This is a genomic window from Serratia sp. TSO36 (assembly GCF_057808395.1).
The window spans coordinates 503,768-529,161 of record NZ_JBJZOU010000012.1 but is presented as its reverse complement, the minus strand read 5'-3'; the positions used below and the strand labels follow the sequence as shown (position 1 = coordinate 529,161).

Here is a 25,394-nt window from a genome sequence, read left to right as displayed (position 1 = left end):
GAGCATGTCTCGCAAAGGGAACTGCCTGGATAATGCAGTGATGGAGAACTTCTTCGGCCATCTGAAAGCGGAACTGTATTACTTACAACGCTTTGATAACGTAGAACACTTGGCAAAAGAAATAGAGAACTACATTGATTACTATAACCACCGCCGCCTCAGAGAGAAACTAAAAGGCCTGAGTCCGGTAGAGTATCGAACCCAGGCCATGAAGGCCGCCTGAATTTACATCGTCCAACTTCTGGGGGTCAGTTCATGCGGGGCCCTTTTTATTTACCCATTTCCGCGGCGTAAACCGCATCGCGGATCTGCTGCGGATAGCGGCCGCACATGCCTTCAAACGCGGTGTTGGTCAGTATCACCACGCTCAGCTGCGCCTGTGGATCAAAGAACCAGCTGTGGCCATAAACGCCGCCCCAGGTCAGCGTGCCGGCATGCTGCGGCGTCTGCGCCGCTTCTGTGTCCACCAGCAGCGCCCCGCCGAAACCGAATCCCCAGCCCGGCCCTTGCGTTTGCGCCTGCGCCCCCACATGCGGGCTGCGCAGCAACGCCACCGTGTCCGGCTGCAACATGCCCTGCCCGCCGCTGCGCAACGCTTCCACCAGCCGCAGCACATCGTCGGCATCGCCGACCATGCCCGCGCCGCCGGAAGGATAGGCCCCGGCGTTAAGCGCCCGCGCAGGTGAAAACAGCACCTCGCCCCCCGCCATCTCTTCCGGCAGTGCCAGCCGCAGGCCTTCATGCATGCGTTGCGGCCCTCGCGGCGTGTTGTAATACGGCGTCGCCAGGTTCGCAGCGTCCACCGCGTAAAACGCGGTATTGCCGAGCCCCAGCGGCCGCGCCACCCATTCGACAAACAGCTGCGGCAGCGGCATGCCCGTCACCCGCTCCAGCACCGCGCCAAGCACGTCGATCGCCAGCGAATAATTAAAGCGCTCCCCCGGCGCCGACAGCAACGGCGCCTGTGCCAACAGCCGCAGGTTTTGCTCCAGCGTCAGCGTCGACAACTCCACGCCGTCCTGGATCCCCAACTGATGATAAACGCCCGCCGGCGGCTGGTTCAGCCGATAGTCCAGCCCGGCGGTGTGGCTCAGCAAATGACGAATCTTGATCGTCGGGCGCCGGCCGTCGGCGAGCGCCGGAGTGAACCACGGCAGCCAGTCGCTGACCGCGTCGTCCAGGCTCAGCTTGCCCCGCTCAATCAGGCGCAGCGCCGCCAGCGTGGTATAGGGTTTGGAGACCGACGACAGCCGAAACTGCGTTTCTCGCCGCATCGGCCGCCGCGCTTCGCGATCGGCATAGCCGGCCGCCCCGGCGTAGCAAATCTCGCCCCGCCGCGCCACCAGCACTACGCTACCCACGATGCGCCCTTCGGCCATCGCCTGTTGATCGATCGCCGCGATCCGTTCTGTTAACGCCCGTTGTTCTGCCGACATGATTTTCATCTCTCTGATGGAAAGTAAAATCAGTCTAAAACCTTCGACATAAATTAAAATAAGGCATAATTTAATGAATCATTAAGCATAGGTTATTGATAGATGAGTTCACTCCTGCAGCTGTTGCCCTATTTCGAAGCCGTCGCGCGCCTGGGCAACTTTACCCGCGCGGCCAGCCAACTGGGCGTCACGCCGCCGGCGGTGTCGCAAAACATTCAGGCGCTGGAGAATCAGCTGGGAGTGCGGTTATTTCACCGCACCAGCCGCTCGGTGCGCCTCAGCGACGAGGGCCGGTTGTTCTATCAGAAGGTATCGCCGGCGATGAGCCAGATCGACGTGGCGGCGGACGACGTGCGCGCTCTGGGCGCGCAGCCGGCGGGCCTGCTGCGTATCACGCTGCCGCAGCTGGCCGCCTCGCTGCTGGTGATGCCGCATCTGGCGGAATTTCAACGGCGCTATCCCGACGTGCAGCTGGAGCTGTTTACCGAAGACCGCTTTTCCGATCTGGTGCTGGGCAGTTTCGATGCCGGCATTCGCATGCACGCCATGCTGCAAAAGGACATGATCGCCGTGCCGATCGACAACGGCCAGCGCCGGGTGCTGGTCGCCTCGCCCGACTATCTGGCGCGCTGCGGCGTACCGACCACGCCGGACGAGTTGCCCGCTCACCACTGCCTGCGCTACCGTTTCCCCGGCAGCGGCAAACTGGAACCCTGGTATTTCAGCCTGGGCGACGATGAACGCGCGCTGGACGTCAGCGGCAGTTTGATTTTTAACGAAGATCGGCTGATCAAGGATGCGGCGTTGGCTGGCCTGGGTATCGCACAGCGTTTTCAGGGCACGGTGTTGCAGGAGCTGGCGCAGGGGCAACTGGTGGAAGTGCTGCCGGGTTACGCCAGCGAAGCGTCGGGGTTTTTCATCTACTTTCCCGCCGGCCGGCATCTGCCGCTCAAGCTGCGCGCCTTTATCGATTTCATGCGCGAGCAACGTGAACGGCAGCACCGGTGGTAGGGGCGCCTCGTCGGCGCCCCTGACCGTCAGCGCTTCTCCAGCGCCTGGACGATGTGGTAAGCCGCCTCGACGCGATCGTCGTTCGGGAACCACTTGTTGGCCAGCATCACCACGGCGATATTTTTCGCCGGGATAAATACCGCGTAGGTGGAGAAGCCGCCGGTGGAGCCGGTTTTGTTATACCAGCCGGCGCGCAATTCCGGCTGCGGCGGCGTGATGGCGGTGGCCGGCGTGCCGTTCATGATCATCCCGGCGTTGTTGCCTTCAATCAAACGCGACAGTTTCACCGGGTACGGGTAGTTCTCCCACATCAGATCCTGCGTGAACGCGCCCGCCTTGTAATAACCGACGTGCGTCGCGGCCAGCGCGTCGCGCCACGGCTGCGCCACCTTCACCTGCTGCAGGTTGGCGTCCAGATAGCGAATCAGATCGCGAGCGTTGGACTTGATGCCGTAAGATTCGGCGTCCAGCGGGCCGGGATTGACCCGCACCGGCTTATCGTCCTTGCTGTAACCCTGCGCATAGTTGGCCATCTGCGCCGCCGGCACCTGAATGTAGGTGTGGCTCATGCCCAGCGCCGGCAGCATCCCCTGTTCCATCGCCTGGATAAACGGCTGGTCGAGGCTCTTGGCGGCGATCATGCCCAGCATGCCGATGCCGAGGTTGGAATAAACGCGGTAGCTGCCCGCCGGGTGTTTCGGCTGCCAGGCCCGGTAGTAGGCCATCAGCTGGGCGTTGTCAGTGACGTCGTCCGGCACGAACAGCGGCAGGCCGGAGGTATGCGTCGCCAGATTCAGCAGGCTGACGCCGTCGAAGGCGCTGCCGCGCAGCTCGGGCAGATAGCGGCTGGCCGGATCGTTGAACGACAGCTTGCCCTGCTGCTGCGCATAGACCGCCAGCGTCGCGGTAAAGGTTTTGCTCAGCGAGCCCACTTCGAACAGCGTGTGCTCGGTGATCGGTTTGCCGGTCTGCTTCGAGGCGACGCCATACGGGTAAATCTGCTGTTTGCCGTCGACCGACACGGCGATCGCCATGCCCGGTACGCCATATTTTTTCATCAGCGGCTGAATAACGGCGTCGATATCCTGCTGCTGCGCGGCCTGCGCGGTCGGCAAGATCAGTGCGGCGATCAGCGCGGCCGCCAGGCGGTTCATTTTCGTCATGATAGAAGCTCTTAGGTTGCAGGGTATCGGCCGCGGCCAAAAGTTTTTATTGGCGTTATGCACGGCGCTTTCCCTGATTGATGATGTCATTCCTTTACGGCTGCCGCGACGCTCACAGCAGCGGCGCCAAATATCGGATTTTGCCGCCAGGTTGACAAGCGATAATAATTTCAGCCAGCATAAAGAAAAACTTATGGCTATCGACAATGCGCAATCGACTTCCCCTCAACGCCCTGCGGGCGTTCGAATCCTCCGCTCGCCATCTGAACTTCACTCGCGCCGGTCTGGAGCTGCGCGTCACCCAGGCCGCCGTCAGCCAGCAGGTGCGCATGCTGGAAGAACAGCTGGGCATTCAGCTGTTCCGCCGCCTGCCGCGCGGGCTGGATCTGACCGAAGAGGGCCAGGCGCTGCTGCCGGTATTGAGCGACGCCTTCGACCGCATCGAGGCGGTGCTGCAGCAGTTCGAAGGCGGGCATTTCCACGAGGTGCTGACGGTGGCGGTGGTCGGCACCTTCGCCGTCGGCTGGCTGATGCCGCGGCTGGCCGCGTTCCGCACGGCGCACCCGTTTATCGATCTGCGGGTGCTCACCCACAACAACCTGGTCAATCTGTCGGCCGACGGCCTGGATTTCGCCATCCGCTTCGGCGAAGGGCTCTGGCCCGCCACCTGCAATATCAAGCTGTTCGACGCGCCGCTGACGGTGCTTTGCCCGCCGGCGGTCGCCGCGCGCCTGCGCACGCCGCAGGATCTGCAGCACGAGCAGCTGATGCGCACCTACCGCAAGGATGAGTGGGAACGCTGGTTCGCGGCGGCACAGGTGACGCCGTGGCGGATCAACGGCCCGGTGTTCGACTCGTCAAGGCTGATGGTGGAAGGTGCTATCCAGTGCGATGGCGTGGCGCTGGCGCCGGTCAGCATGTTCCGCCGCGAACTGGCCGCCGGCGCGCTGCAGCGGCCGTTTGCCGCCGAGGCCGCGCTCGGCGCCTATTGGCTGACCCATTTGAAATCGCGGGATCTGACGCCGGCGATGAAGACCTTTATCGGCTGGATCCGCCGGGAGGCGGAAGAGGAACAGCAGCAGGGCTAGGCGGAGCCGCGCCGGATCAGCGTCGGTGGCAGAATGACGTTCTGCGCCGGCAGGTCGGCGTCACCGATGCGCTGCAGCAGGCGCGCGGCGGCGCTGCGCCCCACTTCCCGCGCCGAGCTGGAGACGAAGGTCAGCGGCGGCTCGGTCAGTTCGGCCTCCGGCACGTCACCGAAGCCGATCAGCGCCACCTGCCGCCCGTAGTAGGCGTCTACCCCGTCCGAACCGATGCTGCGGCCGCTGCGCGCCAGGCCGAAATAGGCGCCGAGCGCCACCGACGCCTTGTGGCAGACGATGGCGGTAATGTTCGGGTAATGGCGCAGCAGTTGCTCCGCCGCTTCCGCCGCCTGGCGCTGCCGGCAATCGCACTCGACGATCCATTCACTGCGAAACGGCAGGCCGTACTGCACCAGCGTGGCGCAAAAGCCGCCCAGCCGCTCGGCGCGCGTCAATGAATCGCTCTGGCCGCCGAGGTAGGCGATTTGGCTGTGGCCGCGCTTGATCAGAAATTCGGTGGCCAGCTTGGCGGCCTGCATGTTGTCCGGCCGCACCACGTCCACGCCATCGAGGCCGCTGGAGCGCGCCACGCAGACCAGCGGTACGCCCTGCTCGGCCGCCTTCTCCTTCAGGCCCGCCGCCGCGCGAATGCCGCCCGCCAGAACGATGCCGTCGACGCCCTGCGCCAGCAGCGCGTCAAACGCCCGCTGCAAGCCCTGGCCGTCGCGCCCGCTCTGCGTCAAAAACAGCAGCTTGTCGTGCGCCTCCAGCGCTTCGCTCAGCCCGGCGGTCATTTCGGCATAGAAGGGTTCGCAGATGTCGCGCAGAATAAGGCCGATCACCCCGGATTCCCCGCCGCGCAGCGTCGCCGCCTGGCGATTGCGCACGTAGCCCAGTTGCTCTATCGCCTGATTGACCTTCTCGACGGTGGTCGGCGAAATGCGCCCCTTGCCGCTCAACACCAGGGAAACCGTGGTGACCGACACGCCCGCCTGTTGCGCCACATCGGTGATGGTGATCTTTTTGATGCTCATAGTCTCTGCGAACCCGTTCCTGGGCAACCCGCGCCGTAATGATCAAGGGTATACCGAATCCGTTATCTCAGTAAAACGTTTTACTGCCTGCCGCATTGTCGCCAAAAACCGGGCGGCAGATTTGTGATTGGCGGCGCATTTTTGCTAGGTAAAACGTTTTATCTTCTTTTTACCTAATCTGCAGTCCTCTTTTTGCTCGTCTTTTCGCCAGGAGAAGTCGGTTATGTCAGCAGCCAACAAACCAAAAATCACGCTCTGGGAGTTCTTCCAGAGCCTGGGCAAAACCTTCATGTTGCCCGTCGCCTTGCTCTCTTTCTGCGGCATCATGCTGGGGATCGGCAGCTCGCTGAGCAGCCGCGACGTGATCACGCTGATGCCGTTTATCGGCCACCCGATCTTCCAGCTGATCTTTACCTGGATGAGCAAGGTAGGCTCCTTCGCCTTCAGCTTCCTGCCGGTGATGTTCGCCATCGCCATTCCGCTGGGTATGGCGCGCGAGAACAAGGGCGTCGCCGCCTTCTCCGGCTTCGTCGGCTTCGCCGTGCTGAATCTGGGCACCAATTTCTACCTGACCGCCGCCGGCGTGCTGCCCACCGGCGATCCGCTGGTGCTGAAAGCCAACAATATCCAGAACATCCTCGGCATTCAGTCGATCGATACCGGCATCCTCGGCGCGGTGATCGTCGGCATCATCGTCTATCGCCTGCATGAACGCTTCCACACCATCCGCCTGCCGGACGCGCTGGCGTTCTTCGGCGGCACGCGCTTCGTGCCGATCGTCACCACCGTGGTGCTGGGCCTGTGCGGCCTGGTGATCCCGCTGATCTGGCCGTGGTTCGCCGCCGGCATCACCGGGCTGGGTTGGGTGATCAACAGCGCCGGCGCCTTTGGCCCGATGCTGTTCGGCACCGGCGAACGCCTGCTGCTGCCGTTCGGCCTGCAGCACATTCTGGTGGCGCTGATCCGCTTTACCGAGGCGGGCGGCACCATGGAAGTGTGCGGCCACAGCGTCAGCGGCGCCCTGACCATCTTCCAGGCGCAGCTTTCCTGCCCAACCACCACCGGCTTCGCCGGAAGCGCCACCCGCTTCCTGTCGCAGGGTAAAATGCCGGCGTTCCTCGGCGGCCTGCCGGGCGCGGCGCTGGCGATGTACCACTGCGCCAAACCGGAGAACCGTCATAAAATCAAAGGGCTGTTGATTTCCGGCGTGGTGGCCTGCGTGGTCGGCGGCACCACCGAGCCGATCGAGTTCCTGTTCCTGTTCGTCGCGCCGTTCCTCTACCTGATCCACGCGCTGCTCACCGGGCTGGGCTTTACCGTGATGGCGCTGCTGGGCGTGACCATCGGCAATACCGACGGCAATATCATCGACTTCGTGGTGTTCGGCATTCTGCACGGCACCGCCACCAAGTGGTATCTGGTGCCGGTGGTGGCCGCCGTCTGGTTCGTCGGCTATTACGCCATTTTCCGCTTCGCCATCCAGCGCTTTAACATCAAAACGCCGGGCCGCGAGAGCGACGGCGCCGTCAGCCAAAGCGCGCCGAGCGGCGCGGTGGGCAAATCCGGCTACAACGTGCCGGCGATTTTGGCGGCGCTCGGCGGCACGGACAACATCATCACGCTGGACAACTGCATCACCCGCCTGCGCCTGTCGGTCAACGACATGAGCCGGGTGGACGACGCGGCGCTGAAGGCCAACCGCGCCATCGGCGTGGTGCATCTCAACGACCATAATCTGCAGGTGGTGATCGGCCCGCAGGTGCAATCGGTGAAGGATGAATTAGACTCACTGATAGCCACGGCGCAACCTGCCGCGGCGCTGCAGGGAGCCACCCATGTTTGATTTCTCCACCCCGATCGACCGCCACGGCACCTGGTGCACCCAGTGGGACTATATCGCCGATCGTTTCGGCAGCGACGACCTGCTGCCGTTCACCATCTCCGATATGGATTTCGCCACCGCGCCGTGCATTCTCGACGCATTGCAGCAGCGCCTGCAGCACGGCGTGCTGGGCTACAGCCGCTGGCAGCACGAGGATTTTCTCGGCGCGCTGCGCCACTGGTATCAGCAACGTTTCAACGTCGGCATCGACACCGCGACGGCGGTGTACGGCCCTTCCGTTATCTACATGGCGGCGCAGCTGATCCGCCAGTGGTCGGTGCCGGGCGATTACGTGGTGACCCATACCCCGGCCTACGACGCCTTCTACAAGGTGATCCTCGCCAACCAGCGCCAGCTGTTGGCCTGCCCGCTGCAAAAAGCCGGCGACGACTGGCGCTGCGATATGGCGCACCTCGAAGCGTTGCTGGCGCGGCCGCAGACCAAGATCCTGCTGCTGTGCAGCCCGCATAACCCCACCGGCAAAGTGTGGCGCCGCGACGAGCTGCAGCAGATGGCCGAGCTGTGCGAGCGCCACGACGTGCGCGTCATCAGCGATGAGATCCACATGGACATGGTCTGGGGGGAACGCCGCCATACGCCGTGGAGCCAGGTGGCGACCGGCGCCTGGGCCCTGCTGACCTCCGGCTCCAAGAGTTTCAACATTCCGGCGCTGACCGGCGCCTACGGCTTCATCAGCGACGACGCCAGCCGCGAAGCCTACTTCCAGCAGCTTAAAGCCCGCGACGGCCTCTCTTCGCCGGCGGTGCTGGCGGTGGCCGCGCACGTGGCCGCCTATCGCCACGGCGAACCCTGGCTGGATGCCCTGCGCGACTACCTGCAGGATAATCTGACCTACGTCGCCGAGCGGCTGGAGCAGGCTTTTCCGGCGCTGGGCTGGCGTCCGCCGCAGGCCACCTACCTGGCCTGGATCGATCTGCGGCCGCTGGCCGTAGACGATCGGGCGCTGCAGCAGGTGCTGATCGAGCGCGAAAAGGTGGCGATCATGCCGGGCTTTACCTACGGCGAGGAAGGCCGCGGTTTCCTGCGCCTCAACGTCGGCTGCCCGCGCAGCAAGCTGGAGGCCGGCATGGACAAGCTGATCGCCGGATTGAGGTTGGTGCTGGGCGACCAATAGCGCGAGGGGCGAGCCTCTGCCCGCCCCTCAATTATCCCTGAACAGGCGGGATCTCCTCCAGGCGGCGATAGACCGTCAGGCCCCACTCGTTGGCCAGCCGCACATCGTTATCGGCCCCCGCAGACGCTCCTTCGATACGATACACCGCCTGACACTGCGCAATCAGCCGGTGGGCCACCGGGTAGAGAAACGCCTCGCTCACCGCATCGCCAACCTGCGTGGAACCCGCCGCGGCCGCCAAAGGCAGCGCCAGCCACTCGCCGATCACCGGCACGTGCCCCCGCTGGTAAACCGCCAGCGCCGCCTGTTCCAGGCGCGCCAGATTGGCGGCGATACGCTGTGGATCGCCATCGGTGCCGCTGCGGTAAGGGCCGGCGATCAGGATTTGTTGGGCTTTCATCGTTCTTCCTCCAATGTCCGGTTCAAGGCGACAAACTGCAGCAGCATGATGGTCTTGGCGTCAACGATCGTGCCCTGGCGAACCGCCTGCAGGGCTTGCGCCAGCGGCAGCTCGAGCACCTCCAGATCTTCCCCCTCCGCCACCACCCCGCCGCCCTCGTTGATACGGTCGCCCGCCTGATACTCGCCGACGAAAAAGTGCAGCTTCTCGGTGACCGAGCCAGGGCTCATGTAGGCTTCGAACACCTTTTCCACGTTCTGCACGAAATAGCCGGTTTCCTCTTCCGCTTCGGCGCGGATGCGCGCCTCCGGCGACGCGTTGTCCAGCAAGCCGGCGGCGGCCTCAATCAACATGCCGTCATGGCCGTTGACGAACACCGGAAAACGGAACTGGCGCGTCAGGATCACCGTTTGCGCCCGCCGGTTGAACAGCAAAATCACCGCGCCGTCGCCGCGATCGTAGGTCTCGCGACTTTGCCGCTGCCAAACGCCGTCGCGCCGCAGAAAATCAAAGGTGGTTTTTTTCAGCAGGTACCAGTCATCGGACAACACCCGGGTTTCGACAATGCGAACCCTGTCTTTGGTGGCTATCATCGGTTTACTCCGCCAGAGGAAGGAAATTGATACTATCGTGCAATTTCGTGTATGATCAAGATATTTCGTGCATAGGAAATTTGAGAGGAAATGGCCATGTTGACCAGCCAACGCAAGAAGATCATTTTGGAAAAACTGGCCCAGGATGGCCAAGTGTTGGCCAAACAGCTCAGCGAGATGTTCGGGCTGTCGGAAGATACTGTCCGGCGCGATCTGCGCGAACTGGACGCCGAGGGGTTGCTGCAACGGGTGCATGGCGGCGCCCTGCCGGTTTCTTCCGCCATCGCCAGCTTCGCCGAGCGCAATCAGTTGGAATCCGGCGCCAAACGCGCGATCGCCAAAGCAGCGGCGGCGCTGATCGCCCCCGGCCAGGTGGTGATCATCGACGGCGGCACCACCTCCGCAGAGCTGGTCAGGCAACTGCCGGCCAACCTCAACGCCACCATCGTCACCCACAGCCCCAGCGTCGCCGTGGGCCTGGTCGATCACCCCACGGTGGAGGTGATCCTGATCGGCGGCCGGCTGTACAAGCATTCGATCGTCAGCGTCGGCGCCGCCGCGGTGGAAGCGATGTCGCATATTCGCGCCGATATCTATTTTATGGGCGTAACCGGCGTGCACCCCTCCACGGGGCTGAGCACCGGCGATCTGGAAGAGGCCTACATCAAGCGGGCGCTGGCGGCCCGCGCGGCGGAAACCGTGGTGCTGGCCTCCGCCGCCAAGCTTAACGCCGCCTCGCAGTATGCGATCGGCGATATTACGCTGGCGCATACCATCATCGTTGAACGCGCCACCGACGACGCATTGATCGCGCCGTTGCAGCAGGCGGGCGTCAGCGTGTTGAAAGCCTGATTCACGACGATAATGCGATAGATCTCGCATTATTTGTGATTCAAGTCACTTTTTTATGCAACGAGATGGTAAGTTTCATTCATTTGTTTTTATACTGTTCTGCACTTTACCTACGATAAATTAGCGAGTGCCCAGCATGATCGATCCCCGCCTACCGCTTACCGACATTCACCGCCATCTCGACGGCAACATCCGCGCGCAGACCATTCTCGACCTCGGTCGCCAATTCAATCTCGCCCTGCCGGCCAACGATTTGGAGAGCCTGCGCCCGCACGTGCAGATCACCCACGCCGAACCGGATCTGGTTAGCTTCCTGCAGAAACTGGACTGGGGCGTGGCGGTGCTGGGCGATCTGGACGCCTGCCGCCGTGTGGCCTACGAAAACGTCGAAGACGCCGCCAACGCCGGCCTGCACTACGCCGAGCTGCGTTTCTCCCCTTACTACATGGCGATGAAGCACCAGCTGCCGGTCGCCGGCGTGGTGGAAGCGGTGATCGACGGGATCCGTTCGGGCTGCCGCGATCGCGACATCGACATTCGCCTGATCGGCATCATGAGCCGCACCTTCGGTGAAGCCGCCTGTCTGCAGGAACTGGAAGGATTGCTGGCGCACCGCGACGGCATTACCGCGCTGGATTTGGCGGGCGATGAGCTGGGCTTCCCCGGCAGCCTGTTCCTCAACCACTTCAACCGCGCGCGCGACGCCGGCCTGCGCATCACCGTGCACGCGGGCGAAGCCGCCGGCCCGGAAAGTATCTGGCAGGCGATCCGCGAGCTGGGCGCCGAGCGTATCGGCCACGGGGTGAAAGCGGTCGAAGATCCGGCGCTGATGGATTTCCTGGCGGAACACGGCATCGGCATCGAGTCCTGCCTGACCTCCAACATCCAGACCAGCACCGTGCCTTCGCTGGCGCAGCATCCACTGGCCACCTTCCTGCGCCACGGCGTGCTGGCATCGATCAACACCGACGATCCAGCGGTTCAGGGCATCGAGATCGAGCACGAATACCGCGTCGCCGCGCCACAGGCCGGGCTGACGCCGCAGGAAATCCGCACCGCGCAGGAAAACGGCCTGAAGCTGGCCTTCCTCAGCGAGCAGGAAAAACAGGCGCTGCGCGCCAAAGTGCAAGGTTAAATTCCCCCAAGGCGCCACACGGCGCCTTCTTCTCATCCCCCGTTTTCTTCTGCCTGCTCGTCTTTATCGCTGTTTTCACCCATAGCTCTGCCGCACTAGAGGAATTTCTTATGTCTGACAAACTACGCCGCATCGTGCTGACCGGCGGCCCGGGTTCGGGCAAAAGCACGCTCATCGAGGTTCTTCATCGCCGCGGTTACCCGCATTCGCAGGAGGCGGGGCGGGCGATTATTCAGGATCAGGTGAGTATTGGCGGCAATGCGCTGCCATGGGGCGATCGCCAGGCTTTCGCCGCGCGGATGCTGGATTGGGAGCTGCGCTCATGGCGGGAAGCGACGGGCGCAACATGCTGGTTCTTCGATCGCGGCCTGCCGGATATCGCCGGTTACCTGACGCTGTGCGGGTTGCCGATCCCCGCGCATTTAACGGCGGCGATCGGCGCTTTTCGCTATGCCGATAAGGTGTTCATCGCCCCGCCGTGGCGAGCGATCTACGCGCAGGACAGCGAGAGAAAACAATCTTTCGCCGAAGCCGAGCAGACCTATCGAGCGATGCTGGCCGTCTACCGCCGATCGGGCTATCGGCTGCAGGAGCTGCCGCGCGCCTCACCCGACGAGCGCGCCGACTTTCTGCTCGACGCGCTGGGCTGCCGTTAGCGGCCTGCGTTCTATTTGGCCGCCAGCGCCTCCGCCTCGGCCCGCTGTTTGGCGGTTTTACGCGCATAGCGCTGCGCCAGCACCGCGCACACCATCAGCTGCACCTGGTGGAAAATCATCAGCGGCAGCACCATGGCGCCTACCGCCGCGGCCGGGAACAGCACGTTGGCCATCGGGATGCCGTTCGCCAGGCTCTTTTTCGAGCCGCAGAAGACGATGGTGATTTCATCGGCGGTATTGAAGCCCAGCCAGCGCGCCGCGTAGGTGTTGATCACCAACACCACCGTCAGCAGCACCAGCGACATCACCAGGATGGTCAGCAGCGACCAGCCGTCGATACGCTGCCAAATCCCTTCCACCACTGCCGCGCTGAACGCGGTGTACACCACCAGCAGGATCGACGAACGGTCGGTCAGGTTGATCAGCTTGCGATGGCGATCGACCCACTTGCCGATCAGCGGCCGCGCCAGATGGCCAACCACGAACGGCACCATCAGCTGCAGAATGATTGAACCGATGGCGTGCAGCACGTCGGTATTGCCGCCCTGGGTATGCATCAACGCGCCCACCAGCAGCGGCGACAGGAACACGCCAAGAATGCTCGACGCCGAGGCGCTGCAGATCGCCGCCGCCACGTTGCCGCCCGCCGCCGAGGTAAAGGCGATGGCCGATTGCACCGTGGCCGGCAGCGCGCACAGGTAGAGGAAGCCGAGATAAACCGTCGGCGTCATGATGCCCGGCACCAGCAGGTTCATCGCCAGCCCAAGCAGCGGGAACAGCGCAAAGGTGCTGAGGAACACCAACAGATGCAGCTTCCAGTGGCTCATGCCGGCGACGATCGCCTCGCGCGACAGCTTGGCGCCGTGCATAAAGAACAGCAGCGCGATGGCGGCGGTGGTCAGGTGTTCAAAGAAGGTTTTCCAGATGCCTTCGCAAGGGAACAGCGAGGCGACGATCACCACCAAAATCAGAACCAGCAAAAATTTATCAATGCGCAAACGCTGCAACCAGGACATGAAACGGATTTCCTTGCACGTAAAGTCGTAAAAAGGCCCGGCGTGGCGCCGGGCACAGAGAAATGAACGGGCTCAGACCACCGGCAGCGCCTGCTGCAGCCGGGCCGACTCCAACCCCAGTTCGATCAATGCCATCACCGCAATGGCGTCGGCGGCCGGCACCGGGTTTTCGCCGATGCCGGCGATCGCGTCGCGCACCGCGGCGTAATAAGCCGGGTAATTGCCGGGAATGTTGAGCAGCGGCTGCTCCGCCAGCAGATCGCCACGTGACAGCGTCACCACGCCGTCGCGCATGTCATAACCCCAATCGGCCTGCGGCAGGCGCTCGCCGGCCTTCAGCCGGTCTTCCTGCGGGTCCAGGCCGTATTTGATATAGCTGCCGCGGGTGCCGTGCACCACGTAGCGCGGGCTCTCCGCCGCCGCCAGCATGCTGGCGTGCAGCACCACGCGGCGATCGCCATAGCTCAGCAACGCGTGGAAATAATCCACCGCCTGCGCGCCCGGCCGCAGCTCCCCCAAATCGACGAACAGCCGGTCGGGCTTGCCGAATAACTGCAGCGCCTGATCGAGCAAATGCGGCCCTAAATCGTACCAGATGCCGCTGCCGACGCCGCCCTGTTCACGCCAGCGCTGGCGCACCTGCGGCCGGTAACGATCGAAATGCGACTCGAAATAGACCACCTCGCCCAGCGCACCCTCATTCAGCAGCGCTTTCAAGGTAAGGAAGTCGCTGTCCCAGCGGCGGTTGTGGAACACCGACAGCAGTAAACCGCTCTGCTGCGCCTGCTGTTGCAGCGCCTGCGCTTGTGACAATGTCACGGTAAACGGTTTATCCACCACCACGTGCTTGCCGGCGGCCAGCGCCTGCTGAGCCAGCGGGAAGTGGGTATCGTTGGGAGTGGGAATCACGATCAGATCGAGGGTGGGATCGGCGAACAGCGCCTGCGCATCGCCCACCACCGCCATCGACGGCCAGTCGGCGTGCACTTTGCCAGCATCGCTGCTGGAGACGGCAGCCAGCTCGAGCCCCGGCGTACCGGCGATCAGCGGCGCATGAAAGGTTTTGCCGGCGTAGCCGTAACCGACCAGCCCGACACGAATTTTCTCAGCCATGGGATTTCCTCTTGCAGGCTCACGACAGACCTTTCGATTTGACACCATGCGGCCGGATGGAACAAGAAGTAAATGAGATGTTAATTTGAAGCGGGCTCGATACGCCGTCGAGTAGCCAAACGTGCTGCCACCCGCCGCGATGCCGAGCTATCCGGTTGATTGAGATGACGAAGCCGGCATTACCCGCTAAGCTATGCCGCCTGTGATCCCCGTTTCAATCAGGAAGCCATTATGTCTCAAGCTGAATACTCTCGTATCGGCGGTTGGTTGCTGGCCCCGATGGCCTATCTGATCGTCACCCTGCTCAGCGCCAGCCTGATGCTGCTCCTGTACGCCATGGCGATCTTCATGCCCGAATCGCGCGACTACCTGCTGACCAACGCCCAGGCGTTTACCCTGCAATGGTACTTTTCGGTGCTGACCACGCTCTTGATGTGGTGCTTCACCCTGTGGCTGCTGTGGCTGTTTTGCCAGCGCTCGCAGCGCTTTCCCAAACTGTTCTTGCTGTGGCTGCTGATCACGGTGCTCCTGGCGGTGAAAGCCTTCGCCTTCGCGCCAGTGCCGGATGAAGTGGCGGTGCGCAGCCTCGGCTGGCCGCTGCTGATGGCGGCGCTGCTGGTGCCTTACATCAAGCGCTCGCAGCGGGTCAAAGGCACCTTTACCGAACGTTAAGGGCGGTTGCAGCACGTTTTATCGGGTGTTTTGTGTAAATTTTCGCCAAAAAAGGCAATACCCCTGCGATTCATATGTTGTCGTCCGGCCGCCGATTCCCGATAATAGGCGGCTTTTATTTTTTTAGGCATCGCAATGACCGAATACCTGCTCCTGTTTGTCGGCACCGTACTGGTGAACAACTTCGTTCTGGTGAAGTTTCTTGGCCTGTGCCCGTTCCTCGGCGTTTCCAAGAAGCTGGAAAGCGCCATCGGCATGGGAATGGCCACCACCTTCGTCATGACGCTGGCCTCCGTCAGCGCCTGGGTGATCAACACCTTTATTCTGGTTCCGCTGGATCTGGTGTACCTGCGCACGCTCTCCTTCATTCTGGTGATCGCCGTCGTCGTGCAGTTCACCGAGATGGTGGTGCGCAAGACCAGCCCGGCGCTCTACCGCCTGCTGGGCATCTTCCTGCCGCTGATCACCACCAACTGCGCGGTGCTGGGCGTGGCGTTGCTTAACGTTAACCTCGGCTACAACTTTCTGCAGTCCGCCGTGTACGGCTTCAGCGCCGCCGCCGGTTTCTCGCTGGTCATGGTGCTGTTTGCCGCCATTCGCGAACGTCTGGCGGTCGCCGACGTGCCGGCGCCGTTCCGCGGCTCCTCGATCGCGCTGATCACCGCCGGGCTGATGTCGCTGGCCTTTATGGGCTTTACCGGGCTGGTGAAATTCTAATGACTGCGTTGTGGATAGCTATCGCGGCTTTAAGCGCGCTCGGGCTGCTGTTCGGACTGGTGCTGGGCTACGCCGCGCGCCGTTTTGAGGTGGAGGAGGATCCGGTCGCCGAGCAGGTCGACGCGATCCTGCCGCAGAGCCAGTGCGGCCAGTGCGGCTACCCCGGTTGCCGCCCCTACGCCGAGGCGGTGGCCAACGGCGAGATGATCAACAAATGTGCGCCGGGTGGCGAACAGGTGATGTTGAAACTGGCGGAGCTGCTCAACGTCGAGCCGCAGCCGCTGGGCAGCGAAGCCGCCGCCGAACCGGAGCGTAAAGTGGCCTATATCGACGAGGCCAACTGCATCGGTTGCACCAAGTGCATTCAGGCCTGCCCGGTGGACGCCATCGTCGGCGCCACCCGCGCCATGCACACCGTCATCACCGACCTCTGCACCGGCTGCGACTTGTGCGTCGCCCCTTGCCCTACCGACTGTATTGAAATGAGACCGGTCGCCACCACCACCGCCAACTGGAAGTGGGACATGAAGACGATCCCGGTGCAAGTGATCCACGTGGAGCAACATGCTTAATCTGTTCGCCGCCTTTAAAAAAGACCGGATCTGGGATTTCAACGGCGGGATCCATCCGCCGGAAATGAAAACGCAGTCCAGCGGTGCGCCGCTGCGTGTCGCTCCCCTGCCCAAGACCTTTATCATTCCGCTGCAGCAGCATCTGGGGCCGGAAGGCGAGCTGTGCGTCAACGCCGGCGATCGGGTGTTGAAAGGCCAGCCGCTGACCGTCGGCCGCGGCCGCACCGTGCCGGTTCACGCCCCCACGTCGGGCACCGTCAGCGCCATCACGCCGCACATCACCGCGCACCCTTCCGGGCTGACGGAGCTGTGCGTGATTATCGAGGCGGACGGCGAAGACCGCTGGTGCGAGCGCGATCCGGTGGCTGACTACCGCCAAGCGCCCGCCGCGGATCTGATTCAACGTATTCATCAGGCCGGCATCGCCGGTCTGGGCGGCGCCGGTTTCCCAACCGCCAGCAAGCTGCAGGGCGGCATGAGCGGCGTGGAAACGCTGATCCTCAACGCCGCCGAGTGCGAACCTTACATCACCGCCGACGATCGCCTGATGCAGGAACATGCCGATCAGATCGTTGAAGGCACGCAGATCCTGCAACATATTCTGCAACCCAAGGTCACGCTGATCGGCATCGAAGACAACAAACCGGAGGCGATCGCGGCGCTGAAGCAGGCGTTGCGCGGCCAGTCCGGCATTGCGCTGCGCGTTATCCCCACCAAATACCCGTCCGGCGGCGCCAAACAGCTGACCAAGATCCTGACCGGCAAGGAAGTGCCGCACGGCAAGCACTCCTCTGCCATCGGCGTATTGATGCAAAACGTCGGCACCGCCTTCGCCATCAAGCGAGCGATCGTCGACGGTGAACCGCTGATTGAGCGCGTAGTGACCCTGACCGGCGACGCGATCGAGCGCCCGGGCAACCTGTGGGCGCGCATCGGCACGCCGGTGCAGCACCTGCTCGACTTCGCCGGTTTCCGCCCGCAGGCGCAGCAGATGGTGGTCATGGGTGGCCCGCTGATGGGCTTCACCCTGCCCGCGCTGAATGTACCGATCGTCAAGATCAGCAACTGTATTCTGGCGCCGACGGTCGATGAAATGACGCCGCAGGAGCCGGAGCAATCCTGCATCCGCTGCGGCCTGTGCGTAGACGCTTGCCCTGCCGGGCTGCTGCCGCAGCAGCTGTACTGGTTCAGCCGTGGGCAGGAGCACGACAAGGCGCGCAACCATAACCTGTTCGACTGCATTGAATGCGGCGCCTGCGCGTTCGTCTGCCCCAGCAACATCCCGCTGGTGCAGTACTACCGTCAGGAAAAGGCCGAGATCAAGGCTATCGATCTGGAAGCGGCGCGCGCCGCCGAGGCCAAGGCGCGTTACGAAGCCAAGCTGGCCCGCCTGGAGCGCGAGAAGCTGGCGCGCGAAGAGCGGCACAAAAAAGCCGCCGTCAAACTGTCCGACGACGATCAGGATGCGGTGCAGGCCGCGTTGGCTCGCGTGCGCAGCAAGAATGCCGAAGCGGCGGTGACGCAGGTCGACGGCCAGCAGCCGGATAACAGCGAAATGATCGCCGCCCGCGAAGCGCGTAAAGCGCAGGCGCGTGAACGCCGCGCCCAGTTGGCGGCCGAGGCGGAAAAAGAGGCGCCACCGGCGGCCTCCGGCGACGACGCGCGCAAAGCCGCCGTGGCCGCGGCGCTGGCCCGCGTGAAAGCGCGCAAAGAAGCGCCGGCCGCAGATGGCACTGCTCCTGCCGTAGCAGAGGACGATCCGCGTAAAGCGGCGGTCGCTGCCGCCCTGGCGCGCGTCAAAGCCAAAAAGGCAGAGCAGCAGGCGGACGCCCCTGCATCGACGGAAACGGCGCCGGCAAGCGCCGAAGAAGATCCGCGCAAGGCGGCGGTCGCGGCGGCACTGGCGCGCGTCAAAGCCAAAAAGGCAGAGCAGCAGGCGGACGCCCCTGCATCGACGGAAACGGCGCCGGCAAGCGCCGAAGAAGATCCGCGCAAGGCGGCGGTCGCGGCGGCACTGGCGCGTGTCAAAGCCAAGAAAGCGGCGCAGCAGGCGGACGCCCCTGCACCGGCGGAAACGGCGCCGGTAGCCGCCGAAGAAGATCCGCGCAAGGCGGCGGTCGCGGCGGCTATCGCCCGCGCCAAAGCCAAGAAAGCGGCGCAGCAGGCGGACGCCCCTGCATCGGCGGAAACGGCGCCGGCAACCGCCGAAGAAGATCCGCGCAAGGCGGCGGTCGCGGCCGCTCTGGCGCGTGTCAAAGCCAAGAAAGCGGCGCAGCAGGCAGATGCCCCTGCACCGGCGGAAACGGCGCCGGCAGCCACCGAGGAAGATCCGCGCAAGGCGGCCGTCGCGGCGGCTATCGCCCGCGCCAAAGCCAAAAAAGCCGCCAGGGAATCGCTGGCGGCGGAAACGGAAGACAAATGATGACAGCGGCGCCTGGCTGTGGCCGGGCGCCGTTTAATCGATAGAAATCAGGTAGGTGTAATCCACATCAATCTGGCGCAGTTTGGATTCCGGATTCCACTCTTTGGTTTGAATGATCTCCATTTCCATACTGCCGCGCACCTCATCCTTCAGCCCTGGCATCACATGCGACATCAGGTAGCCGAAAAACTGCAAACACTCTTTCGCCGAACCCTTATGGTTGATGGAGATAAACTCGCGGCTCGGCAGATGGAAAGTGTCGATTTGATAGTTGGAAAGAATATCCTTTTTGTGTTCAGGATCGACCGCCATCACCAGCGTGGATGAGAGCTCGTCGCCCTCCCCGGCATGAGGGGAGTAGATGCTGTAAATCCGCCGACAGTCGACGTGCAGCCCCTTGAAGAAGTCGTTGAAAATCTCGTCCTTCATCGCCATGCAGGAAGAGTACTCCAGCTCCTGTTCGGAGGCGAAATCCAGCCGGCGCGTGAAGCCGACCAACTGCATCTCGGGCAGCGTCAGCCGCTTCACTTCCGGGTAATAACCGGCGCCGTAGCTGGCTTCGAAGTTAAAGCGCGGCATCAGGTTTTTCACGTCCCAGTGCGTCATCGAACGGTAGCGATTGGGCGTGGTGCCGAAGCGCTGCTTGAACATGCGGGTAAAGGTCTGCTGAGAGTCGAAGCCCAGCTCATCGGAAATGTCGATGATCGAGCGACGAGTAATGCGCAGCGCCACCGCGGCGCGCGTCAGGATGCGCGAACGGATGTAGGTGGCGAGTTGAATGCCGGTAATACGCTTGAATTTACGCTGCAGATGCCACTTGGAATAGCCCGAAATACGCGCGACTTCATCCAGGTTTGGCCGTTTCTCCAGATGTATCTCCACCCACTCAATTAGCTCTTCAATAAAAAAAATGTCTTCATTTGTCATTATTATGGATTCACTGACTCAATAATGTTCGCGATAGTAACCTACACGGATTATGTGAAAGTTGTTATTTTGTGCGGAAATCTGGAGAAAAATGATATCTCATTCAGACGCTTACCCCATTTTTCGCGGTCGATGGCGGCACAAGTTCCACTGACAATTCCTCACGTTAGCCCATTTTCCGGCCAAAAAAAAATCAAATCGCGCCGTCCCGATCGCCAGATGTGCGGAAAGCTGAATACCCCTATTATTAAGGCGTATTACCCTCGCATCGAATCAGGTAGAATGCTCGGCTATCATTTTTGCCGCGCCTTCAGAACGGCGCATCGAAACTGCCGCAGGCGCGGCGCAGAAGGTATCGTTACTCTATGAAGTTCAGGCCGGTATCACCCACAGCCGCCAAAGGCTTACACATCGCCAGCTCGCCTTTCACCCACAACCAGCAAAGCACCAGCCGCATCATGCTGTGGGTGATGTTGGCGTGCATTCCCGGCATCGCGGCGCAGATTTGGTTCTTCGGCTACGGCGTGCTGATCCAGGTGGCGTTGGCGGCGATCGTCGCGCTGGCCGCAGAAGGCGCGATCCTCAGGCTGCGCAAGCTGCCGGTGCGCAGCCGGCTGGCAGATAACTCCGCCCTGCTGACCGCGCTGCTGCTCGGCATCAGCCTGCCGCCGCTGGCCCCGTGGTGGATGATCGTCATCGGTACTTTCTTCGCCATCGTCATCGCCAAGCAGCTGTACGGCGGCCTCGGGCAGAACCCGTTCAACCCGGCAATGGTCGGTTACGTGGTGCTGCTGATCTCCTTCCCGGTACAGATGACCAGCTGGCTGCCGCCGGATGAACTGCGCGCCACCGCGCTGTCGCTCCACGACACGCTGCTGGCCATTTTCAGCGGCCATACCTCGCAAGGCGCGACGCTGCACGAACTGCAGATGGGCGTGGACGGCATCAGCCAGGCCACGCCGCTCGACGGCTTCAAAACCGGCCTGCGCAGCGGCCACAGCGTGGAACAGGTGCTGCAGCAACCGCTGTTCGGCGGCGCGCTGGCCGGCATCGGCTGGCAGTGGGTCAACCTCGGCTTCCTGGCCGGCGGCCTGTTTATGCTGGCGCGCCGCCTGATCCATTGGCAAATCCCTTTCAGCATGTTGGCCGCCATCGCCTTCTGCTCCGGCCTTGCCTGGTGGATCGATCCGGCGCATCAGGCTTCGCCGCTGATTCACCTGTTCTCCGGCGCCAGCATGCTGGGCGCGTTCTTTATCGCCACCGATCCGGTCAGCGCCTCCACCACGCCGAAGGGCCGCCTGATCTACGGCGCGCTGATCGGCGTGCTGGTCTGGCTGATCCGCGTCTATGGCGGCTACCCCGACGGCGTGGCTTTCGCCGTGCTGCTCGCCAACATCACCGTCCCGTTAATCGACCACTACACGCAGCCGCGCGTGTACGGCCATCGCTAAGGAGCCGCCATGCTGAATTCCATGAGAAAGCACGGCACCACGCTGGCGGTGTTCGCGGCGGTCACCACCGGCCTGACCGCCGTGGTCTATACCTTGACGAAAGGCACCATCGCCCATCAGGCGGCGCTGCAGCAAAAAGCGCTGCTCGATCAGGTGGTGCCGCCGGAAAACTACGACAACATTATGCAGAACGAATGCTTCCTGGTCAGCGATCCGGCGCTGGGCGACGGCGCGCCGCACCGCTTGTACCTGGCGCGCAAAAACGGGCAACCGACCGCCGCCGCGCTGGAAACCACCGCGCCGGACGGCTACTCCGGCGCCATCAAGCTGCTGGTCGGCGCCGATTTCAACGGCACGGTGCTCGGCACCCGCGTGATTGAACACCACGAAACCCCGGGGCTGGGGGACAAAATCGAACTGCGCATTTCCGACTGGATTTCCTTCTTCAGCGGCAAGAAAATCGAAGGCCCGGACGATAAGCGCTGGGCGGTGAAGAAAGACGGCGGTATGTTCGATCAGTTCACCGGCGCTACCATCACCCCGCGTGCAGTGGTCAATGCGGTGCGCCGCACGGCGTTGTATATGGAAACGCTGCCGCCTAAACTTGAAAGCTTACCTGCGTGTGGAGCCGCCGAATGAGTGAAGCCAAAGAATTGATCGTCCAGGGGTTGTGGAAGAACAACTCCGCCCTGGTGCAGCTGCTGGGCATGTGCCCGCTGCTGGCGGTGACCTCCACCGTCACCAACGCGCTCGGCCTGGGGTTGGCCACCACCCTGGTTTTGGTCTTGACCAACGCCTCGATTTCCGCGGTGCGCCGCTGGGTGCCGAGCGAAGTGCGTATTCCGATCTACGTAATGATCATCGCCGCGGTGGTGAGCATCGTGCAGATGCTGATCAACGCCTATGCCTTCGGTTTGTATCAGTCGCTCGGGATCTTTATTCCGTTGATCGTGACCAACTGCATCGTGGTCGGCCGTGCCGAAGCGGTGGCGGCGCGAAAACCGGTCGGCCTCTCGGCGCTGGACGGTCTGGCGATCGGCCTCGGCGCCACCGGCGTGATGGTGACGCTGGGCTCGATGCGAGAACTGTTAGGCAACGGCACGCTGTTCGACGGCGCCGACCAGCTGCTGGGCGGCTGGGCCAAGTCGCTGCGCATCGAAGTGGTGCATTTCGACAGCCCATTCCTGCTGGCCATGTTGCCGCCGGGCGCCTTTATCGGCCTGGGGCTGCTGCTGGCGGTCAAGTATCTGATCGACGAAAAAATGAAGGCGCGCAAAGCCCGCGCCGTGGCGGTGGAACCGCTGCTGGAACAAGGACGTGCTGAGAAGGCCTGATGAACAAGCAGAAGCGACTGGAAATTCTGACCCGGCTGCGCGACAACAACCCGCACCCGACCACCGAGCTGGTGTACACCACGCCGTTTGAACTGCTGATCGCGGTATTGCTGTCCGCACAGGCCACCGACGTCAGCGTCAACAAAGCGACCGCCAAGCTTTATCCGGTCGCCAACACCCCCGCCGCCATGCTGGCGCTGGGGGTTGATGGCGTCAAGGAGTACATCAAGACCATTGGCCTGTTCAACAGCAAGGCCGAAAACGTGATCAAAACCTGCCGCATGCTGCTGGAGCTGCACGGCGGCGAAGTGCCGGAAGATCGCGCCGCGCTGGAAGCGCTGCCGGGCGTCGGCCGCAAGACCGCCAACGTGGTGCTCAATACCGCCTTCGGCTGGGCGACCATCGCCGTGGACACCCACATCTTCCGGGTGTGCAACCGCACCCACTTCGCGCCGGGCAAGAACGTCGATCAGGTGGAAGAGAAGCTGTTGAAGGTGGTGCCCGCCGAATTCAAGGTCGATTGCCACCACTGGCTGATCCTGCACGGGCGCTACACCTGCATCGCACGCAAACCGCGCTGTGGCTCCTGCATTATCGAAGACCTGTGCGAGTATAAAGAAAAGGTTTATCCCGAATCCTGAGTCTGTTGGGTGCGGCAAACCGCACCCGTCGCCACCTCTCCCCCCGCCAGCGCCTCTTTTTTATCGGAAATGTGATATCGCGCAGCAGTAACCCCGGCAATTTCGAGGTTTTCAGTGAAAAACTCAGTGCCGTGTTATTTTCAAGCGAAAAATTAGTCGAAAATTGCGGTGAACGTCACGCTTTCAGGATCACAAGGCGTTCACAAATGCCAGTACCGTTTTCCCAAATTTCTATAATTTTACAAAACGCGCCATGCACACAACATTCCAACGGATTAATAACCTCACCTACACTGATGCGCTAAAAAATAGCAATTCAGCAGAATATATCCCTGTTTAAAATTCGCATAGCTTTTAATCAAAACAAAAAATCGGCAAAGCATTAAAACCCGAAAGTTAATACTGCATAACATTTGCAACATCGCCGCATAATCCTGCGAGCGATAAATGTAACCGAATATGACAAACTGCTTGCCTCGTTGACAAAGATAGTGAACATTAACCGCCGTCCCCATCCTATAACAACGCAAAAGGATGCCGTTCCGCATCAACTTTTGTACTTTCCCGTCCTCCAAAGACGGGCTGCGAAAAAACAGAGGTACCAGTGTCAACAGCAAACAACCAACATCCGGAGAGCGTTAGCCTTAACGCGTTCAAACAACCGAAAGCGTTCTATCTGATCTTCTCGATCGAACTGTGGGAGCGTTTCGGCTACTACGGCCTGCAGGGCATCATGGCGGTTTATCTGGTCAAGATGCTCGGCATGAGCGAAGCCGACTCCATCACCCTGTTCTCTTCCTTCAGCGCCCTGGTATACGGTTTCGTCGCCATCGGCGGCTGGCTGGGCGACAAAGTGCTGGGCGCCAAACGCGTGATCGTGCTCGGCGCGCTGGTGCTGGCCGCCGGTTACGCCATGGTGGCCTACTCCGGCCACGACATCTTCTGGGTCTACATGGGCATGGCGACCATCGCCGTGGGCAGCGGTCTGTTCAAGGCCAATCCGTCCTCCCTGTTGTCCACCTGCTATGAGAAAGACGATCCGCGTCTCGACGGTGCCTTCACCATGTATTACATGTCGGTGAACATCGGCTCCTTCTTCTCTATGCTGGCCACTCCGTGGCTGGCGGCGAAATACGGCTGGAGCGTGGCGTTCTCGCTGAGCGTGGTCGGCATGCTGATCACCCTGGTCAACTTTATGATGTGCCGCAAGTGGGTGAAGGAAAACGGTTCCAAGCCTGACTTCAAGCCGCTGCATCTGCCGAAACTGCTGATGGTGCTGGTCGGCATCGTGGCGTTGATCGCCGTGTCCAGCTGGCTGCTGCACAACCAGGTGATCGCGCGCTGGGCGCTGGCTCTGGTTTCCGCCGGCATCGTTCTGGTGTTCGCCAAGGAAACCTTCGCCCTGCACGGCGCCGCTCGCCGCAAGATGATCGTCGCCTTCCTGCTGATGCTGGAAGCGGTGGTGTTCTTCGTGCTGTACAGCCAGATGCCAACCTCGCTGAACTTCTTCGCCATCCACAACGTGGAACACAGCATCTTCGGCGTCGCCTTCGAGCCGGAGCAGTATCAGGCGTTGAACCCGTTCTGGATCATGCTCGCCAGCCCGATTCTGGCCGCGCTGTATAACAAAATGGGCGATCGCCTGCCGATGCCGCACAAGTTCGCTTTCGGCATGATCCTCTGCTCCTGCGCCTTCCTGGTACTGCCGTGGGGCGCCAGCTTCGCCAACGAACAGGGCATCGTGTCGGTCAACTGGCTGATCCTGAGCTACGCGCTGCAGAGCATCGGCGAGCTGATGATTTCCGGCCTGGGTCTGGCGATGGTGGCGCAGCTGGTGCCGCAGCGTCTGATGGGCTTCATCATGGGCTCCTGGTTCCTGACTACCGCCGCCGCCGCGCTGATCGCCGGTAAGGTTGCCGGTCTGACCGCCGTCCCAAGCGACATCAACGACGCGCACGCTTCGCTGGCCATCTACAGCCATGTGTTTATGCAGATCGGCATCGTCACCGCCGTCATCGCTATCCTGATGATGCTGACCGCGCCGAAGCTGTACCGCATGACGCTGGACACCACCGAAGACGCCAATCAGAAAGCGCAGGAAGCCACCGCGGCTCGCTGATCGCCGGCAGATTGAGCGTAAATAAAAACAC

At 62.2% G+C, this 25,394-nt stretch carries 25 protein-coding genes; 17 read left to right on the top strand and 8 right to left on the bottom strand.

The window, feature by feature from the left end; genetic code table 11:
• Nucleotides 1-223: transposase (locus ACK3CV_RS11980; RefSeq protein WP_489009858.1), on the top strand; the 223-nt coding region annotated here is incomplete at its 5' end.
• Between the two features lie 46 nt (nt 224-269).
• Here ACK3CV_RS11980 and ACK3CV_RS11975 read toward each other — a convergent pair.
• Nucleotides 270-1,436 (bottom strand): serine hydrolase domain-containing protein, encoded by a 1,167-nt coding sequence (locus ACK3CV_RS11975; protein WP_164141421.1) that lies wholly within the window; start codon nt 1,434-1,436, stop codon nt 270-272.
• Between the two features lie 102 nt (nt 1,437-1,538).
• On the opposite strand from ACK3CV_RS11975, the gene ACK3CV_RS11970 reads away from it, so the two are divergent.
• Nucleotides 1,539-2,447 carry a LysR family transcriptional regulator gene (locus tag ACK3CV_RS11970; protein ID WP_164141419.1) on the top strand — a complete coding sequence of 303 codons (909 nt, stop codon included), beginning with the start codon at nt 1,539-1,541 and terminating at the stop codon, nt 2,445-2,447.
• Between the two features lie 26 nt (nt 2,448-2,473).
• On the opposite strand, the gene blaSRT is transcribed toward ACK3CV_RS11970, so the two are convergent.
• The gene (gene blaSRT / locus ACK3CV_RS11965; RefSeq protein WP_489009857.1) at nt 2,474-3,610 is read right to left on the bottom strand and encodes an SRT/SST family class C beta-lactamase; all 1,137 of its coding nucleotides are present in this window, start codon (nt 3,608-3,610) and stop codon (nt 2,474-2,476) included.
• A gap of 206 nt (nt 3,611-3,816) precedes the next feature.
• On the opposite strand from blaSRT, the gene ACK3CV_RS11960 reads away from it, so the two are divergent.
• Nucleotides 3,817-4,698 (top strand): LysR family transcriptional regulator, encoded by an 882-nt coding sequence (locus tag ACK3CV_RS11960; RefSeq protein ID WP_164141414.1) that lies wholly within the window; start codon nt 3,817-3,819, stop codon nt 4,696-4,698.
• On the opposite strand, the gene ACK3CV_RS11955 is transcribed toward ACK3CV_RS11960, so the two are convergent.
• The gene (locus tag ACK3CV_RS11955; protein WP_033648213.1) at nt 4,695-5,726 is read right to left on the bottom strand and encodes a Mal regulon transcriptional regulator MalI; all 1,032 of its coding nucleotides are present in this window, start codon (nt 5,724-5,726) and stop codon (nt 4,695-4,697) included. The two genes, ACK3CV_RS11960 and ACK3CV_RS11955, sit on opposite strands and share 4 nt — an antisense overlap.
• Before the next feature lie 223 nt (nt 5,727-5,949).
• Here ACK3CV_RS11955 and malX point away from each other — a divergent pair, with 223 nt between their 5' ends.
• Together malX and ACK3CV_RS11945 are read left to right on the top strand one after the other, a co-directional pair.
• On the top strand, nt 5,950-7,569 hold the full coding sequence (gene malX, locus ACK3CV_RS11950; RefSeq protein WP_489009856.1) for a maltose/glucose-specific PTS transporter subunit IIBC: 1,620 nt from the start codon (nt 5,950-5,952) through the stop codon (nt 7,567-7,569).
• A complete protein-coding gene (locus ACK3CV_RS11945; RefSeq protein ID WP_164141412.1) occupies nt 7,562-8,743 on the top strand; it encodes a MalY/PatB family protein in 1,182 nt (393 codons plus the stop codon). Before malX ends, ACK3CV_RS11945 begins: the two co-directional genes overlap by 8 nt.
• A gap of 31 nt (nt 8,744-8,774) precedes the next feature.
• Here the strand turns inward: ACK3CV_RS11945 and ACK3CV_RS11940 are convergent, their stop codons facing one another.
• Together ACK3CV_RS11940 and ACK3CV_RS11935 are read right to left on the bottom strand one after the other, a co-directional pair.
• The gene (locus ACK3CV_RS11940; RefSeq protein ID WP_033638420.1) at nt 8,775-9,143 is read right to left on the bottom strand and encodes a hypothetical protein; all 369 of its coding nucleotides are present in this window, start codon (nt 9,141-9,143) and stop codon (nt 8,775-8,777) included.
• Nucleotides 9,140-9,736, bottom strand: coding sequence for an NUDIX hydrolase (locus tag ACK3CV_RS11935; protein ID WP_033638419.1), 597 nt, complete (start codon nt 9,734-9,736; stop codon nt 9,140-9,142). The genes ACK3CV_RS11940 and ACK3CV_RS11935 overlap by 4 nt, the downstream gene beginning before the upstream one ends.
• 96 nt (nt 9,737-9,832) lie before the next feature.
• Between ACK3CV_RS11935 and ACK3CV_RS11930 the strand changes: the two genes are divergently transcribed.
• The 3 genes from ACK3CV_RS11930 to ACK3CV_RS11920 all read left to right on the top strand — a co-directional run bounded on the left by ACK3CV_RS11930 (nt 9,833) and on the right by ACK3CV_RS11920 (nt 12,379).
• Nucleotides 9,833-10,588 (top strand): DeoR/GlpR family DNA-binding transcription regulator, encoded by a 756-nt coding sequence (locus ACK3CV_RS11930; RefSeq protein ID WP_489009855.1) that lies wholly within the window; start codon nt 9,833-9,835, stop codon nt 10,586-10,588.
• Nucleotides 10,589-10,724: 136 nt separating this feature from the next.
• The gene (gene add / locus ACK3CV_RS11925) at nt 10,725-11,723 is read left to right on the top strand and encodes an adenosine deaminase (RefSeq protein WP_033638417.1); all 999 of its coding nucleotides are present in this window, start codon (nt 10,725-10,727) and stop codon (nt 11,721-11,723) included.
• A gap of 110 nt (nt 11,724-11,833) precedes the next feature.
• Complete coding sequence (locus ACK3CV_RS11920; protein ID WP_164141408.1) at nt 11,834-12,379, top strand: AAA family ATPase; 546 nt, start codon at nt 11,834-11,836, stop codon at nt 12,377-12,379.
• A gap of 11 nt (nt 12,380-12,390) precedes the next feature.
• Here ACK3CV_RS11920 and ACK3CV_RS11915 read toward each other — a convergent pair whose 3' ends face one another.
• On the bottom strand, nt 12,391-13,395 hold the full coding sequence (locus ACK3CV_RS11915; RefSeq protein ID WP_033638415.1) for a bile acid:sodium symporter family protein: 1,005 nt from the start codon (nt 13,393-13,395) through the stop codon (nt 12,391-12,393).
• 72 nt (nt 13,396-13,467) lie between these two features.
• A complete protein-coding gene (locus ACK3CV_RS11910) occupies nt 13,468-14,508 on the bottom strand; it encodes an oxidoreductase (RefSeq protein WP_086579754.1) in 1,041 nt (346 codons plus the stop codon).
• A gap of 231 nt (nt 14,509-14,739) precedes the next feature.
• Between ACK3CV_RS11910 and ACK3CV_RS11905 the strand changes: the two genes are divergently transcribed.
• The 4 genes from ACK3CV_RS11905 to rsxC all read left to right on the top strand — a co-directional run bounded on the left by ACK3CV_RS11905 (nt 14,740) and on the right by rsxC (nt 18,891).
• The gene (locus ACK3CV_RS11905) at nt 14,740-15,180 is read left to right on the top strand and encodes a DUF2569 domain-containing protein (protein WP_019455945.1); all 441 of its coding nucleotides are present in this window, start codon (nt 14,740-14,742) and stop codon (nt 15,178-15,180) included.
• A gap of 135 nt (nt 15,181-15,315) precedes the next feature.
• A complete protein-coding gene (rsxA, locus tag ACK3CV_RS11900) occupies nt 15,316-15,897 on the top strand; it encodes an electron transport complex subunit RsxA (protein ID WP_004938443.1) in 582 nt (193 codons plus the stop codon).
• Entirely contained in the window at nt 15,897-16,469 is a 573-nt protein-coding gene (gene rsxB, locus ACK3CV_RS11895; RefSeq protein WP_004938428.1) for an electron transport complex subunit RsxB, read from the top strand. Before rsxA ends, rsxB begins: the two co-directional genes overlap by 1 nt.
• Nucleotides 16,462-18,891: an electron transport complex subunit RsxC gene (rsxC, locus tag ACK3CV_RS11890; protein WP_164038317.1), complete on the top strand. Its 2,430-nt coding sequence runs from the start codon at nt 16,462-16,464 to the stop codon at nt 18,889-18,891. Before rsxB ends, rsxC begins: the two co-directional genes overlap by 8 nt.
• A 33-nt stretch (nt 18,892-18,924) precedes the next feature.
• Here rsxC and ACK3CV_RS11885 read toward each other — a convergent pair whose 3' ends face one another.
• Complete coding sequence (locus ACK3CV_RS11885; protein WP_033654761.1) at nt 18,925-19,818, bottom strand: helix-turn-helix domain-containing protein; 894 nt, start codon at nt 19,816-19,818, stop codon at nt 18,925-18,927.
• A 365-nt stretch (nt 19,819-20,183) separates the two neighbouring features.
• On the opposite strand from ACK3CV_RS11885, the gene rsxD reads away from it, so the two are divergent.
• The 5 genes from rsxD to dtpA all read left to right on the top strand — a co-directional run bounded on the left by rsxD (nt 20,184) and on the right by dtpA (nt 25,363).
• Complete coding sequence (rsxD, locus tag ACK3CV_RS11880; RefSeq protein WP_033638411.1) at nt 20,184-21,269, top strand: electron transport complex subunit RsxD; 1,086 nt, start codon at nt 20,184-20,186, stop codon at nt 21,267-21,269.
• Nucleotides 21,270-21,278: 9 nt separating this feature from the next.
• A complete protein-coding gene (gene rsxG, locus ACK3CV_RS11875) occupies nt 21,279-21,908 on the top strand; it encodes an electron transport complex subunit RsxG (protein ID WP_033638409.1) in 630 nt (209 codons plus the stop codon).
• Nucleotides 21,905-22,603, top strand: a complete 699-nt coding sequence (locus ACK3CV_RS11870) for an electron transport complex subunit E (protein ID WP_033638408.1) — start codon at nt 21,905-21,907, stop codon at nt 22,601-22,603. Before rsxG ends, ACK3CV_RS11870 begins: the two co-directional genes overlap by 4 nt.
• Nucleotides 22,603-23,244: an endonuclease III gene (gene nth, locus ACK3CV_RS11865; protein ID WP_019455952.1), complete on the top strand. Its 642-nt coding sequence runs from the start codon at nt 22,603-22,605 to the stop codon at nt 23,242-23,244. Before ACK3CV_RS11870 ends, nth begins: the two co-directional genes overlap by 1 nt.
• Before the next feature lie 604 nt (nt 23,245-23,848).
• Nucleotides 23,849-25,363, top strand: coding sequence for a dipeptide/tripeptide permease DtpA (dtpA, locus tag ACK3CV_RS11860; protein ID WP_033638407.1), 1,515 nt, complete (start codon nt 23,849-23,851; stop codon nt 25,361-25,363).
• Nucleotides 25,364-25,394: the final 31 nt, after the last annotated feature.